At 57.2% G+C, this 14,092-nt stretch carries 14 protein-coding genes and 4 tRNA genes; 15 read left to right on the forward strand and 3 right to left on the reverse strand.

Going from position 1 to position 14,092, the window contains the following annotated elements:
- Positions 1-10: 10 nt before the first annotated feature.
- The gene (locus tag J8G15_RS17515; protein ID WP_210543773.1) at positions 11-463 is read right to left on the reverse strand and encodes a CHRD domain-containing protein; all 453 of its coding nucleotides are present in this window, start codon (positions 461-463) and stop codon (positions 11-13) included.
- A 326-nt stretch (positions 464-789) separates the two neighbouring features.
- Here J8G15_RS17515 and J8G15_RS17520 point away from each other — a divergent pair, with 326 nt between their 5' ends.
- The gene (locus J8G15_RS17520; RefSeq protein ID WP_240538579.1) at positions 790-1,440 is read left to right on the forward strand and encodes an HAD-IA family hydrolase; all 651 of its coding nucleotides are present in this window, start codon (positions 790-792) and stop codon (positions 1,438-1,440) included.
- Positions 1,441-1,464: 24 nt separating this feature from the next.
- Here the strand turns inward: J8G15_RS17520 and J8G15_RS17525 are convergent, their stop codons facing one another.
- Together J8G15_RS17525 and J8G15_RS17530 are read right to left on the reverse strand one after the other, a co-directional pair.
- A complete protein-coding gene (locus tag J8G15_RS17525) occupies positions 1,465-3,285 on the reverse strand; it encodes a methyl-accepting chemotaxis protein (RefSeq protein ID WP_210543775.1) in 1,821 nt (606 codons plus the stop codon).
- Positions 3,286-3,469: 184 nt separating this feature from the next.
- Entirely contained in the window at positions 3,470-4,054 is a 585-nt protein-coding gene (locus J8G15_RS17530) for a chalcone isomerase family protein (protein ID WP_210543776.1), read from the reverse strand.
- Positions 4,055-4,402: 348 nt separating this feature from the next.
- On the opposite strand from J8G15_RS17530, the gene trpE reads away from it, so the two are divergent.
- From trpE to nusG, 14 genes are all read left to right on the forward strand, one after another.
- Entirely contained in the window at positions 4,403-5,914 is a 1,512-nt protein-coding gene (trpE, locus tag J8G15_RS17535; protein ID WP_210543778.1) for an anthranilate synthase component I, read from the forward strand.
- Positions 5,915-5,929: 15 nt separating this feature from the next.
- Positions 5,930-6,514 carry an aminodeoxychorismate/anthranilate synthase component II gene (locus J8G15_RS17540; RefSeq protein ID WP_210547649.1) on the forward strand — a complete coding sequence of 195 codons (585 nt, stop codon included), beginning with the start codon at positions 5,930-5,932 and terminating at the stop codon, positions 6,512-6,514.
- A gap of 59 nt (positions 6,515-6,573) precedes the next feature.
- Complete coding sequence (gene ltaE, locus J8G15_RS17545; protein ID WP_240538356.1) at positions 6,574-7,632, forward strand: low-specificity L-threonine aldolase; 1,059 nt, start codon at positions 6,574-6,576, stop codon at positions 7,630-7,632.
- A gap of 29 nt (positions 7,633-7,661) precedes the next feature.
- Positions 7,662-8,396 carry a LysE family translocator gene (locus J8G15_RS17550; protein ID WP_370627554.1) on the forward strand — a complete coding sequence of 245 codons (735 nt, stop codon included), beginning with the start codon at positions 7,662-7,664 and terminating at the stop codon, positions 8,394-8,396.
- A gap of 16 nt (positions 8,397-8,412) precedes the next feature.
- The gene (gene trpD / locus J8G15_RS17555) at positions 8,413-9,459 is read left to right on the forward strand and encodes an anthranilate phosphoribosyltransferase (RefSeq protein WP_210543782.1); all 1,047 of its coding nucleotides are present in this window, start codon (positions 8,413-8,415) and stop codon (positions 9,457-9,459) included.
- Between the two features lie 134 nt (positions 9,460-9,593).
- Positions 9,594-10,388 (forward strand): indole-3-glycerol phosphate synthase TrpC, encoded by a 795-nt coding sequence (trpC, locus tag J8G15_RS17560; protein ID WP_210543784.1) that lies wholly within the window; start codon positions 9,594-9,596, stop codon positions 10,386-10,388.
- A 40-nt stretch (positions 10,389-10,428) separates the two neighbouring features.
- A complete protein-coding gene (locus J8G15_RS17565; protein ID WP_370627555.1) occupies positions 10,429-11,211 on the forward strand; it encodes a uracil-DNA glycosylase in 783 nt (260 codons plus the stop codon).
- Between the two features lie 40 nt (positions 11,212-11,251).
- Positions 11,252-11,337: transfer RNA gene (locus J8G15_RS17570), tRNA-Tyr, on the forward strand.
- 72 nt (positions 11,338-11,409) lie between these two features.
- Positions 11,410-11,483: transfer RNA gene (locus J8G15_RS17575), tRNA-Gly, on the forward strand.
- Between the two features lie 52 nt (positions 11,484-11,535).
- Positions 11,536-11,610 (forward strand) — tRNA-Thr (locus tag J8G15_RS17580).
- A 74-nt stretch (positions 11,611-11,684) separates the two neighbouring features.
- Positions 11,685-12,875, forward strand: coding sequence for an elongation factor Tu (gene tuf, locus J8G15_RS17585; RefSeq protein WP_210542424.1), 1,191 nt, complete (start codon positions 11,685-11,687; stop codon positions 12,873-12,875).
- An 11-nt stretch (positions 12,876-12,886) separates the two neighbouring features.
- Positions 12,887-12,962, forward strand: a tRNA-Trp gene (locus J8G15_RS17590).
- A gap of 111 nt (positions 12,963-13,073) precedes the next feature.
- Positions 13,074-13,457, forward strand: coding sequence for a preprotein translocase subunit SecE (gene secE / locus J8G15_RS17595; protein WP_210543787.1), 384 nt, complete (start codon positions 13,074-13,076; stop codon positions 13,455-13,457).
- A complete protein-coding gene (gene nusG, locus J8G15_RS17600; protein ID WP_210543789.1) occupies positions 13,457-14,065 on the forward strand; it encodes a transcription termination/antitermination protein NusG in 609 nt (202 codons plus the stop codon). The genes secE and nusG overlap by 1 nt, the downstream gene beginning before the upstream one ends.
- Positions 14,066-14,092: the final 27 nt, after the last annotated feature.

Below are 14,092 nucleotides of genomic sequence, written 5' to 3' on the forward strand. Positions count from 1 at the left end.
GCACGAGGGCCTAGTCGACCAGTGTCATTTGGCCGCGAATTTCACCGCCAGGATGGGTCGCCGTGTGAATGTTGGCATACCAGCGTCCCGCCAGCAGATCGGCGGTCTGTGCCGGGTTCAGCGTGGCGCGCCCTTGACCGGGATTCTGGAGCGGGATGCTCATCGACAGACTGGGCCCGGCATTGCGACCCATGGGGGCCGGGCCATGGAAGTGAGCGGCCGTGGCAGGGCCGCTCAGCCCGGCATAGGAAAGCCGCCAGCGAAACAGCCCCGTGTTTTTGTCCAGGACGGCATCGACTCGCCCGGTCGCCGCTGTGCTGACCGTTGGCACCTCATTCGTGCCAGTCAATTGGGTGGTGAATGCGGCCAGGTGCGGGTCGGGCCGCATCACGCTGCAACCTGCCAGCAGAAGTAACAGCGCGACCGGCACAAACCGATCCCGAGCAAGGAGAGCACATGACATAAAACGGGCTTTCCGTGAGGGGGTGGATGGAAACATGCCGAACCAGTTTAGGGTTCACAGGCGCAGATGTCCTCATTTTGTCTTGTTTTTGTGTAACACAATGTCCATTTTGCTCTTGCCCAGCTTGCGTAGGTCGCTATTGTTTTGATACCATTAAAGTGGTGAGATACATTGCGCCCTGGGTGCCAGAATTCGTTTGGCTTCGCGTTGTTTTCTATACTCACCAATCTTTGATGGGCCGAATCGGTGGCCCGCTTTTTTTTTGAGGTGAGTCTGTGCTGAATTTGTCAAATATTGATGCGGTCATTGTGGATCTGGACGGAACCATGGTGGATACGCTAGGGGACTTTCGTGTGGCGCTCAACGCCATGCTGGGTGACTTGCCGCCCCCGTATGCCTCGCAACAGGTTGATCAAGCCACAGTAGAGCGCCTGGTGGGGAAAGGATCTGAGCACCTGATCAAAAGTGTTCTGGCTTTGCTGGGCAACGATACGCCGAAGGACGGAGTTGCCCAGCGGGAGTCTTTGTATCTACACGCGTGGGAAAGCTATCAACGTCATTACGCTCGTGTCAATGGTCAGTTCTCAACGGTTTATCCCGGTGTGCTGCGGGGTTTGCAACAACTGCAGGCCAAGGGCCTGCGCCTGGCCTGTTTGACTAACAAACCAACTGAATTTGCCTTGACGCTGCTGAGGCATAAGGGCTTGGACGGGTTTTTTGAAATGACTTTTGGGGGCGACGCGTTCGAGAAGAAAAAACCTGACCCCATGCCGCTGATCAAAACCTGTGAGGCCTTGGGGGTCCGCACCGAACGCACCTTGATGATTGGTGACTCCAGCAACGACGCCCAAGCCGCCCGTGCCGCAGGCTGCCCGGTGGTGTTGGTCACCTACGGCTACAACCACGGTCAATCTGTTCGCGAGGTGGATGCCGACGGATTGGTCGACGCTTTGGATCAGCTAACTGCCACGCTCTGAGGAGGGCATGGCAGCTCAGGCCATTTAGAAGCTTTCCCAGTCGTCGTTGTCATTGGCGGGCGTGGGCTTGGCTGCAGGGGCTGGGCGCGCCACTTTATGGGCAATCGACGCGCTGGCAGGTTTCACGGCCGGTCTGGCCGTGTGTGCGGCGGCGGCGTGTCCGCGTGCCGCCGCGCCTTGAGCGGTGCCAGCAGCGCGTCGCTCCGTTCCCTTGAAGGGCGGGGTGTTGGGTTTGTGGGACCGAACGGACGCGCTGGTGGTCACGACGCCGCGCGCACCATGGTCATTGGCGCCTAATTTGAAAACAGCCACGGTTTGAACCAGTTCCTGGGCTTGCGATCTCAGGCTGCTTGCCGCGGCCGCCATTTCTTCAACCAAAGCTGCATTTTGTTGTGTGGTTTGGTCCATGCGAGTCACGGCCAGCCCGACCTGCGAGACGCCTGTGCTTTGTTCCACACTGGCGGCGCTGATTTCACCCATGATGTCAGTCACGCGGCGGATGCTGCTGACGACTTCGGTCATGGTCGTCCCCGCCTTATCGACCAGCGCGCTGCCGTGCTCAACCCGCTCCACGCTGGCGTTGATCAGGGTCTTGATCTCTTTGGCTGCATCAGCGGATCGCCCGGCCAGACTGCGCACCTCAGAGGCCACGACCGCAAACCCGCGGCCCTGTTCCCCGGCGCGCGCGGCTTCCACGGCAGCATTGAGCGCCAGAATGTTGGTTTGAAAGGCAATGCCATCAATCACTTGAATGATGTCTGAGATCTTGCGCGAGCTCTCGTTGATGCCTTTCATGGTCTCCACCACCTGGTTCACCACCTGGCCACCTTGAATGGCCACGGTGCTGGCGCTCTGGGCAAGTTGGTTGGCCTGGCCGGCGTTGTCTGCGTTTTGCTTGACCGTGGCGCTAAGTTCTTCCATGGACGACGCGGTGGCTTCCAGCGCGCTGGCTTGCTGTTCAGTTCGGCTGGACAAGTCATTGTTGCCCTGTGCGATTTCGCCGCTGGCAGTGGCCACACTTTCGGACCCAATGCGCACTTCGCCAACGATGTGGGCAAACCGATCGCGCATGGATTTGATGGCATGCAGCAGACTGCTTTCGTCCCCCGGTTTCAGGGTGACCTCAACTGAGAGATCTCCGTCCGCTATGCGGTGCGTGATTTCGGCCGCCTCGGCGGGCTCGCAACCCAGTTGTTTCAGAATCCCACGGGAAATCAGCAAGCCGATGCCAAGGAGAATGCCGCCCAGCACGAGCGCGCTGATTGCAAAATAGATCAGCCGTTCGGCAATCACCGAGTCCACTGTGCCCACGTAGACGCCGGAACCAATAATCCATCCCCAAGGGGCAAACCCTTTCACGTAGGACACTTTGAGAACCGGCTTTTCACTGCCGGGTTTGGGCCACATGTAGTCCACAAAGCCAGCGCCGCTGGCTGTGACAACCTTTACAAATGAGACGAAGAGCTGGGTCCCGTTGGTGTCCTTTGTTTCGGTGAGATCCTTGCCCTCCAGTTCTGGCTTGATCGGATGCATGACCATCTTGGGTTGCATGTCGTTGATCCAGAAATACTCATTGCCACTGTAGCGCAGGTTTCTCAGCGCCTCCATGGCGCCTAGCTTGGCATCTCCCTCAGGCATCGTGCCTTTGGCCACGAGGCTATGGAAGTGGGAGACCAAGCCATGGGCCGTCTCCACGGCCTGCTTGACCCCGTTTTGGCGCTCCTCCATGATTAACCGCCGTTCCGAGAAAAGGAATAGCGCACAAAGGACGATGATGCCCACCAAGGCGCTGACGATCAGGAACCCCAGTTTTTTAGCGATGCTCATGGAGGAGAAATTGAACATGACGACGTTTCCTTTTTTTTTAGTTGGCGCTGGCTTGACCCCACTGTTCCAACGTGGTTGCAGGCCGTGCTTTTGAACGCGTTCTGTAGGCCTGCTGGACAAACGGACCCACGCTCGACGATTTCGTCAGCGGACCCATCTGTCTAGTTTCTGTCAAGCGCGCGTTATGCCACGCCGAATCAGTCTACTTGATTCCCAGCAGCGCATCCTTGAGTTTGTGATCTGCTGGAGCCTGGCCCAGCCAGATCAGCATCATGGCTTTGAAAAACTCGGGTTCTTTAAACGATTCCCCCTGCACCTCCCCTTTGACGGTGATAACGGTGCCAGTTCCGGGCACCCAATCAATCAAAAAGCTGTCGCCCTCGACCAACGTTTTGTGCGATGCAAATATCTCCCCCATCCGGATCAAGCCAGGAATGAGTTTGGACATGGCGGCTTTCTCCATGTTGTCTTCCATGCCACGCGTAAGCAGTTTTCCGAGCTCCCGGGCATCAATAGTTCTGAGCATGGTGACGCTCAGGCGCTTGGGCCCTGGCTGGTTGATGACCTCGTCGGGCGTGTTGGCCACTTTGCCAAGGTAAAGACCCGCAACGTAGACCTTGAAAATTGTTTTGTAACGTGTTCCCGCGCCATTGAGTTGGAGTTTGCTGCCACTTAACTCGGTTCGGTCTTCCAGCTTGACGCCGTTGACCTCCACGGTGGCTGCCATGCTGCTGATTGAGATTAGGGTGGCCAAAGCGGCGGCCAGCAAAGTGGGGATGAGTTTCATGGGACTCCAGTAAAATAGAACGACCGTACTTTTTAGACGTTGAATTGTCAGCCGCTTTGACGCCGGACACATCAGGGTTTTCGAGCGGTAATGCAGCATTCCGCAAGCAGTTGGAGGCGGGCGAGCTTTGCTACACTTCGATCATGTTCATACACCGCATCCGCACCACAGGTCTTAGCGACCGGGGAGCCTGGCTTTGGCGTCCCCAGCCAGCGCCACAGGCTCACGCCTGATCCCTGTTGATATGAACCGCAGCACCGCGTGCTGCTCTCCCGACTTTCCATGAGCCCTGGCCCCGAAGTCCCGGCTGCGCGCAAAGAACGGGTTTTGATCTGAAAGACCTTTTTCGTGATTTCTGAACTCGAATTCAAGAGCCTTAGTGCTCAAGGCTACAACCGCATTCCACTGATGGCAGAGGCCTTTGCCGACCTGGAAACGCCTTTGTCGCTGTACCTCAAACTGGCGCACTCGAAAGACGGCGGCAACTACAGCTTCTTGCTGGAGTCCGTGGTCGGTGGGGAGCGATTTGGCCGGTACAGCTTCATCGGCTTGCCGGCGCGCACCTTGGTGCGCTCCATGGGTTTTGGCGCTGAGGCCCGCACCGATGTCGTGACTGATGGCGTGGTGACCGAAACCTCCACATTGAACCCGCTGGACTTCATTGCAGAGTACCAAAAGCGCTTCAAAGTGGCCCTGCGCCCCGGTATGCCTCGCTTTTGTGGCGGCTTGGCGGGCTATTTTGGCTATGACGCGGTGCGCTACATCGAGAAAAAGCTGGCGAATTCCTGCCCGCCAGACACCTTGGGTTGCCCGGACATTTTGTTGCTGCAATGCGAAGAATTGGCCGTGATCGACAACCTGTCCGGCAAGCTGTACTTGATGGTCTACGCCGACCCGGCTCAGCCTGAGGCTTACGCCAATGCCAAGAAGCGCTTGCGCGAACTCAAAGAGCAGCTGAAATACTCGGTGAGCGCTCCAGTGGTCAAACCGACAGCCAGCCACACAGCCGAGCGCGACTTTGCCAAGGCAGACTACATCGCCGCCGTGGAGCGTGCCAAGGAGATGATTGCGGGGGGTGACTTCATGCAGGTGCAGGTGGGGCAACGCATCAAGAAGCGCTACACCGAGTCGCCGCTGAGTTTGTACCGCGCCCTGCGTGCGCTCAACCCCAGCCCTTATATGTACTACTACCACTTTGGTGATTTCCATGTGGTGGGCGCGTCGCCCGAGATTCTGGTGCGCCAAGAGCAGATCACGTTGGACGGCAAGACCGAGCAAAAGGTCACGATTCGCCCACTCGCTGGTACACGCCCCCGTGGCGCCAGCCCTGAGTTGGACAAGGCGGCCGAGGCGGAATTGCTGAACGACCCCAAAGAACGCGCTGAACACGTGATGCTGATTGACCTTGCGCGCAATGACATTGGCCGCATCGCCCAGATTGGCAGCGTCAAGGTGACCGAGGCTTTTTGTGTGGAGCGCTACAGCCATGTGATGCACATCGTGAGCAATGTTGAAGGCACGCTCAATGAGGGCATGACCAGCATGGATGTGCTCAAGGCAACCTTCCCGGCGGGCACGCTCACCGGCGCGCCCAAGGTGCACGCCATGGAGATCATCGACCAGCTGGAGCCCACCAAGCGGGGCTTGTACGGTGGGGCCTGCGGCTACCTGAGTTATGCGGGCGACATGGACGTGGCGATTGCCATTCGCACCGGCATCATCAAGGACCAGACGCTGTACGTGCAGGCGGCCGCTGGGGTGGTGGCTGACTCGGTGCCCGAACTGGAGTGGAGGGAGACGGAGGCCAAGGCGCGTGCCTTGCTCAGGGCGTCGGAGCTGGTTGAGGAAGGACTGGAGTAAATCATGAGCGCAAAAATCAAACTCCTGATGATCGACAACTACGACTCGTTCACTTACAACATCGTCCAGTACCTGGGCGAATTGGGAGCCGAGGTGGAGGTGGTTCGCAACGATGAAATCACGGTGGCTGACATCGACGCCCGTTTCAAGGCCGGGCAACTGGACCGCTTGGTGATCTCGCCCGGGCCTTGCTCGCCGGCCGAGGCGGGTATCTCGGTGGCGACGATTCAGCACTTTGCCGGCAAGTTGCCGATTCTGGGCGTGTGTCTGGGACATCAGTCGATTGGCGCAGCCTTTGGCGGCCAGATCGTGCGGGCCCAAGAGCTGATGCATGGCAAAACCAGCGTCATCACCACCACCCAAGAAGGGGTGTTTGCGGGCTTGCCCGAGAAGTTCACGGTGAACCGCTACCACTCGCTCTCGATTGACCGGGCAACCTGCCCGCCGTGTCTCAAGGTCACGGCGTGGACGGATGACGGCGAGATTCAGGGCGTGAAGCACACCTCACTCGACATTGAGGGCGTGCAGTTCCACCCGGAAAGTATTTTGACCGAGCACGGCCACGCGATGTTGCAGAACTTTCTCGCACCGCGTCCCTGATTTAACTATGTAAAAAATAGCTGCTTGCGCACGACTGGCAAGGGCTGGAGGCTGATTTGATGAATAAACTACCTGTCATGCGTGTGGACCTGCGAAGCGACACCGTCACGCAACCGACCCCGGCCATGCGCGAGGCCATGATGGCCGCGCCGCTGGGCGACGACGTCTTTGGCGACGACCCCAGTGTGAATGCCTTGCAGACGCAACTGGCGACGATGCTTGGCTTCGAGGCAGCCTTGTTTGTGCCCACGGGCACCCAGAGCAACTTGTGCGCTTTGCTGGCGCATTGCCAGCGCGGGGATGAGTACATCGTGGGCCAAATGGCCCATGCCTACCGCTGGGAGGGCGGCGGTGCGGCCGTGCTGGGCAGCGTGCAGCCCCAGCCACTGAATCATCAGCCGGATGGCTCGCTGGCACTGGCCGATATTGAAGCTGCCATCAAACCCGACGACCCGCACTTTGCCCGTACTCGTTTGCTGGCGCTGGAAAATACGCTGGGTGGCAAGCTGCTGCCTTTTGACTACCTCCAGCAAGCCACAGACCTGGCGCGAGAGCGTGGGCTGGCTCGTCATCTGGACGGCGCACGGCTGTTCAATGCGGCCGTGGCGCAAGCCGCACAAACAGGCTCCGACGCGCAGACTGAGGCCCGGCGTATTGCCCAGTGTTTTGACAGCGTGTCGGTGTGCTTGAGCAAGGGCTTGGGCGCGCCGGTGGGTTCGGTGCTGTGCGGCAGCCGCGAGCTGATGGCGCGCGCCCTGCGCATTCGCAAAATGGCAGGCGGCGGCATGCGCCAGTCCGGGCTGCTCGCCGCCGCAGGCAGTTTTGCCTTGACGCACCATGTGGACCGTTTGGCGGACGACCACGCCTTGGCCAAGCGGCTGGCGGATGGCCTGCAAGATCTGCCTGGCGTGGTGGTGGAGGCGCCGCACACCAACATTCTCTTCGTCAATCTGTTGGGGGAGGCCAGACAGAAGTCGGGCACCTTGATGGCTTGGCTGGCCGAACATGGCGTTTTGGCCACCGGCTTGTACCAACTGCGATTCGTCACGCATCTGGATGTCGATGAAGCCGGCATTGACCACACGATTCGGGTGATGCGCCAGTTCTTCACGGCCTAGGCAGGGCCGCAAGCAAAAGGTCATCCATGCTGAACGGAATCGACAACCTGGGCCTCTTCATCGTGGCTGGCCTGCTGCTGAATCTGACGCCGGGCCCCGATGTGCTCTACATCCTGACAAATGCCGTCAAAAGTGGTTGGCGCACTGGCGCTGTCGCCGCCGCAGGCATCACCGCCGGTTGTTTTGTGCACATTGCTGCGGCGGCCCTCGGGGTGAGCGCGCTGATGGCGGCGTCCAGCACAGCCTTCACGGCCCTGAAGTGGCTGGGGGCCGCATATTTGGTCTACGTGGGCTGGTCGATGCTGGATGTGAGGGGCATGATCCGGTCAAAGAAAACGGGGGTGAAGGAGTCAGACTCAGCCATTCCATCAGCCGCACAGTCTACGGCGGAGGATGCTACGAGTGTCATAGCGACTCCCTCATACTCAGTAAGGGGCAGCGACCTAAATCACTTGAAAAAAGTGTTTTTGAAAGGGTTCTGGACCAATGCCTTGAATCCGAAGGTGGCCCTGTTTTTTCTGGCGTTTTTGCCGCAGTTCATCGCACCGGGCGCACCCAGCGCCACGGGTGCTTTCCTGCTGCTGGGCTTGATATTCAACTTCAACGCTTTTTGGGTGAATTTGGCCTATGCCGCCGCCGGTGTTGTGATTTCCCAGCGCTTTGCCGCGCTGCAATCCGGCATGCGCTGGTTGGAGCGTGTAGCAGGTGTGCTGTTCATGGGGTTTGGCCTGAAGTTGGCCTTGACCGACAATCCCGTTCAATGATCGATAAGGAATTTCCATGACCCAAGGACTCAAAATCACACCCCAAGAGGCTTTGCTGCGCACCATCGAGCATCGGGAAATCTTTCATGACGAGATGCTCTACATCGTGCGTCAAATCATGCAGGGTGAGTGGTCGCCGGTGATGATTGCCGCCTTCACCGCCGGCTTGCGCGTGAAGAAGGAAACCATTGGTGAAATTACTGCCGCCGCGCAAGTGATGCGCGAGTTTTCCACCAAGGTTCACATCGCCGACAAAACAAACTTGGTGGATATTGTGGGCACCGGCGGGGACGGCTCGCACACCTTCAATATCTCTACCTGCGCCATGTTTGTGGCGGCAGCGGCGGGTGCCAAGGTCAGCAAACATGGCGGGCGCAGCGTCAGTAGCAAGAGCGGCAGTGCGGATGTGATGGAGTCGCTGGGCGTCAATATCAACCTCTCGCCAGCGGCCATTGCCCAGTGTGTGGCCGAGGTTGGAGTGGGTTTCATGTTTGCCCCCAACCACCATCCGGCCATGAAAAATGTTGCCCCGGTGCGCAAAGAGATGAGCATCAAGACGCTATTCAATTTGCTGGGACCTTTGACCAACCCGGCCAGTGCCCCCAATATTTTGATGGGCGTGTTTCACCCGGACTTGGTGGGCATTCAGGTGCGCGCCTTGCAGCGCTTGGGGGCGGAGCATGCCGTCGTGGTGTACGGCAAAGACGGCATGGACGAGGTGAGCTTGGGCGCCGCCACCCTGGTGGGGGAACTCAAGGACGGTGAAATCACCGAGTACGAAATTCACCCTGAGGATTTCGGCATGATCATGGCCAGCAACCGGGCGCTCAAAGTGGAGACGCCAGAGGAGTCGATGGCGATGTTGCTCGGCGTTTTGGATAATGAACCTGGCGCGCCCAAAGACATCGTCATGCTGAATGCGGGGGTGGCTTTGTATGCAGCCAACGTGGCTGATTCCATGGTGGCAGGCGTTGAGTTGGCCCGCGCCGCCATTGAGTCGGGTGCGGCCAAGGCCAAACTACAGCAACTGGTCGCACGCTCGAAAGAGTTGAGCGCGAGCTGACGTGGACGTGCTTTTGAAGGGGGAGGGTGCCTGGATTGCCTTGGGTGTCTCCGTTCTTTTCGTCGTGGTGGGTCTGGTGATGCACCGCGTTTTTGTCAAAATTTTGAAGAAAGGCTCGCAGGAGCCACCCCCGCATGACTGATATTCTGGACAAAATCGTCGCCGTCAAGCGTCAGGAAGTTACCGCTGCGATCTCGCGAAAATCACTGGACGTGGTTCGTGCTGACGCCGAATCCCGCGTGTTGACACGCGACTTTGTGTGTGCCATGCGCGCCAAAATCGCGGCTGGCCAACCCGCTGTGATTGCTGAAATTAAAAAAGCGAGTCCTTCCAAGGGCGTGCTGCGCGAAGACTTTATCCCGGCTGACATTGCGCAAACCTATGCTGAGCATGGCGCTGCCTGTTTGTCAGTGCTCACAGACGTGCAGTTTTTCCAGGGGAGTGTCGACTTCCTCAAGCAAGCCCGCGCCTCATGCCAGTTGCCGGTGCTGCGCAAAGACTTCATCGTTGACGCCTACCAGGTGTACGAATCACGCGCCATGGGCGCTGATGCAATTTTGCTGATTGCAGCCTGTCTGGATGACGCGCAGATGGCCGAATTCGAGTCGATTGCACATCGCTTGGACATGGCGGTGTTGGTCGAGGTGCACGACGCGGCTGAGTTGGCGCGTGCGCTCAAGCTCAAGACGCCTCTGGTGGGAATCAATAATCGAAACCTGAAGACGTTTGACGTGTCACTGGACACCACGCTGGCCCTGATGCGGGATGTGCCCGCGGACCGGCTTTTGGTGACCGAAAGCGGCATTCATTTGCGGGACGATGTGCTGCGCATGGGGGCCGCTGGTGTGAATGCCTTTCTGGTCGGTGAGGCCTTCATGCGCGCCGCCGATCCGGGCGAAGCCTTGGCGGCGCTGTTTTCATTTGAGTAGCCGCAGCCCCGTGGGCAACGCAAACGCTCATCAAGCAACTTTGGCTTTTGAGGAGGGCCAAAAGGCTGCTGGCACTTCGAACTCGCTGGCCGCTTGGGCGCCTGAGCGCTGGACGATTTCCTCTGATTGGCAACCCCTTGTGAATCGTTTTTTTGCCGGTCCGCAGGGAAGAGCGTTGGCTGACTTCGTGCGTCAACGCTTGGTCGCTGGCGCAACCATCTACCCTGGCCATCCCCTTCGCGCTTTGGAGCTGACGCCGCTGTCAAAGGTCAAGGTGGTCATCATCGGTCAGGACCCCTACCACGGGCCAGGCCAGGCACAGGGGCTTGCCTTTTCGGTTTCACAGGGGTATAGGCTGCCACCATCGCTACGTAATATTTACAAGGAAATCAGTCGAGACCCCGAATTGGGGCCTTCCGACGTTGACTTTCCCGTGGACGGTAGCCTGCATGCATGGGCCACGCAGGGTGTCCTGTTGCTTAACACTTGCCTCACTGTCGAAGACGGCTTGCCCGCCAGTCATGCGCAACAAGGGTGGGAGGTGCTTACCCGCGCGGTGGTCCAGGCCGTGGTTGCAACCAATAAAGGGGTTGTCTTTATGCTTTGGGGGGCGCATGCGCAGGCCATGCGACCTGTCATCGAAGCGTCAGACACGCAATCCACGCATCTGGTTTTGGTCGCCAATCACCCCTCGCCTTTGTCCGCACTGCGTCCGCCGCAGCCGTTTATAGGATGTAGGCACTTCAGCCTTGCAAATAGCTATCTCATTCAAAACAATCACTCGCCTGTCGTCTGGAAAGGCGATTCTTTGAATATAATTTAGGTTGAACTTAAATTTCATGGCATAATTTGAGGCTCATTGTGGAGGGGTGGCCGAGTGGTTAATGGCAGCAGACTGTAAATCTGCCCTCTTACGAGTACGCTGGTTCGAATCCAGCCCTCTCCACCATTGATGATTGATTGTTGAGGCGATGGCCTGAGTGATGATGGTGTTTGGTGTTGACTTTCCAAGCACTCTTGCGCGGGGTTCGTATAGTGGTAATACCTTAGCCTTCCAAGCTAAAGCGAGGAGTTCGATTCTCCTACCCCGCTCCACGATCAATTTTTTGAATAAATTTTGTCTGGTTTGCCTTTGGTGAGTCAGAAAGCCCATTTGGCTCAGTGGCAGAGCACTCCCTTGGTAAGGGAGAGGTCCCGGGTCCGATTCCCGGAATGGGCACCAAATTTTGGTGCGTTGAAGTGTTTGGCGCGCTTTGTTGATTGGTTTGACGATCCATTACTTTTCGGAGTTTGAAAATGGGAAAAGAAAAATTCGCGCGTACCAAGCCCCACGTCAACGTGGGCACCATCGGTCACGTTGACCATGGCAAAACCACGCTGACTGCGGCCATCACCACGGTGTTGGCGGCAAAATTTGGCGGCACCGCCAAAGGCTACGATCAAATTGATGCAGCACCCGAAGAAAAGGCCCGCGGTATTACCATCAATACCGCTCACGTGGAGTACGAGACCGCTAACCGTCACTACGCACACGTTGACTGCCCAGGACACGCTGACTATGTGAAAAACATGATCACCGGTGCTGCCCAGATGGACGGCGCGATCCTGGTCTGCTCCGCAGCTGACGGCCCTATGCCTCAGACCCGCGAGCACATCTTGTTGGCTCGCCAGGTTGGCGTGCCTTACATCATCGTGTTCCTGAACAAGTGCGACATGGTGGACGATGCCGAGTTGCTCGAGCTCGTCGAGATGGAAGTTCGCGAGTTGCTCGACAAGTACGATTTCCCTGGTGATGACACACCGATCATTCACGGCTCCGCCAAACTCGCCATGGAAGGCGACAAGGGTGTCTTGGGTGAAGAAGCCATCATGAAATTGGCCGATGCACTGGACACCTACATTCCCCTGCCAGAGCGTGCTGTTGACGGCGCGTTCCTGATGCCAGTGGAAGACGTGTTCTCTATCTCTGGACGTGGCACCGTGGTGACCGGTCGTATCGAGCGCGGTATCGTCAAAGTCGGCGAAGAGATCGAAATCGTTGGTATCTCTGATACACAGAAGACAACTTGCACCGGCGTGGAAATGTTCCGCAAATTGCTCGACCAAGGTCAAGCAGGTGACAACGTTGGTATCTTGTTGCGTGGCACCAAGCGTGAAGACGTGCAGCGCGGCCAAGTGCTGTGCAAGCCAGGTTCGATCAAGCCCCACACTCATTTCACTGGCGAGATCTATGTCTTGTCCAAAGATGAAGGCGGTCGTCACACACCTTTCTTCAACAACTACCGCCCCCAGTTCTACTTCCGTACCACGGACGTGACCGGTGCGATCGAGTTGCCAGAAGGCAAAGAGATGGTGATGCCTGGCGATAACGTGTCGATCACTGTGAAGTTGATCAACCCGATCGCCATGGAAGAAGGCTTGCGCTTCGCTATTCGCGAAGGCGGCAAGACTGTTGGCGCCGGCGTGGTTGCCAAGATCATCGCGTAAATAGTTTTAGTAGGGGCGTAGCTCAATTGGCAGAGCGTCGGTCTCCAAAACCGAAGGTTGATGGTTCGATTCCTTCCGCCCCTGCCACCTGATATCAATTGATAAGGTGGAATTTGAGCCCGCTATGAGAATAGCGGGCTTCAGCGTCTAAAGATGGCTGATTTTGTATGACGTTGAAAGACGCAAGATAGAGAAAAAATGGCCAACCCACAAGTTGAAACTGTAAGTACCGGCGCCGACAAGGTCAAATTGACTGCGGCTGCCGTTTTAGTCGTTCTGGCCTTGGCGGCTTTCTACTTGTTAAGTAAGCAAGGGCCTGTTGCCCAGTGGGGTGGCTTGCTGGCTGGCTTGGCGATTGCAATCGTTGTCTTTTTTACCTCTGAGCCTGGTAAGGCTTTGATCGCTTTTGGTCGTGATACTCTTAAAGAGGTCAAAAAAGTTGTTTGGCCAGCTCGAAAAGAAGCAATACAAATGACGGCCTATGTGTTCGTGTTTGTGTTGGTCATGGCAGTGTTCCTCTGGCTGACAGACAAGACGCTCGAGTGGCTTTTTTATGACTTGATTCTAGGGTGGAGAAAGTAATGACTGATGTGGTGGAAACTCCTCCGAATGAAGCCCCGGGTGCGGCGCAGGTATTAGCAACGGCGCCAAGCAACCCAGATTTGCGTTGGTATGTTGTTCATGCGTACTCGGGTATGGAGAAAGCGGTCGAGCGAAATATTCTCGAGCGTATCCACCGGGCAGGTATGGAAAGCAAGTTCGGACGAATCTTGGTTCCCATGGAGGAGGTGGTTGAGATCAAGAATGGTCAAAAGAAAACCACCGAGCGTAAATTTTTCCCTGGCTATGTCCTGGTTGAAATGATCATGAATGACGATACCTGGCACTTGGTGAAGCACACCAATAAAGTGACTGGTTTTGTGGGTGGGGCCAAGAACCGGCCAGCACCGATTTCCGAAGCGGAAGTCATGAAAATTGTCAATCAGATGCAAGAGGGAACCGAGAAGCCCCGCCACAAGGTTGAGTTTGAGGTGGGTGAGTTTGTTCGGGTCAAAGAAGGTCCATTCACTGATTTCAATGGATCGGTTGAGGATGTGAACTACGAAAAGAGCAAGGTGCGCGTTGCCGTCACGATCTTCGGGCGCTCGACACCTGTTGAGTTGGAGTTTTCTCAGATTGAGAAGACTTAACTTGTAAATTTGTTTGCACGCCGGCCC

The sequence above is a fragment of the Rhodoferax sp. PAMC 29310 genome, assembly GCF_017948265.1.
In the GTDB taxonomy this organism is placed as follows: domain Bacteria; phylum Pseudomonadota; class Gammaproteobacteria; order Burkholderiales; family Burkholderiaceae_C; genus Rhodoferax.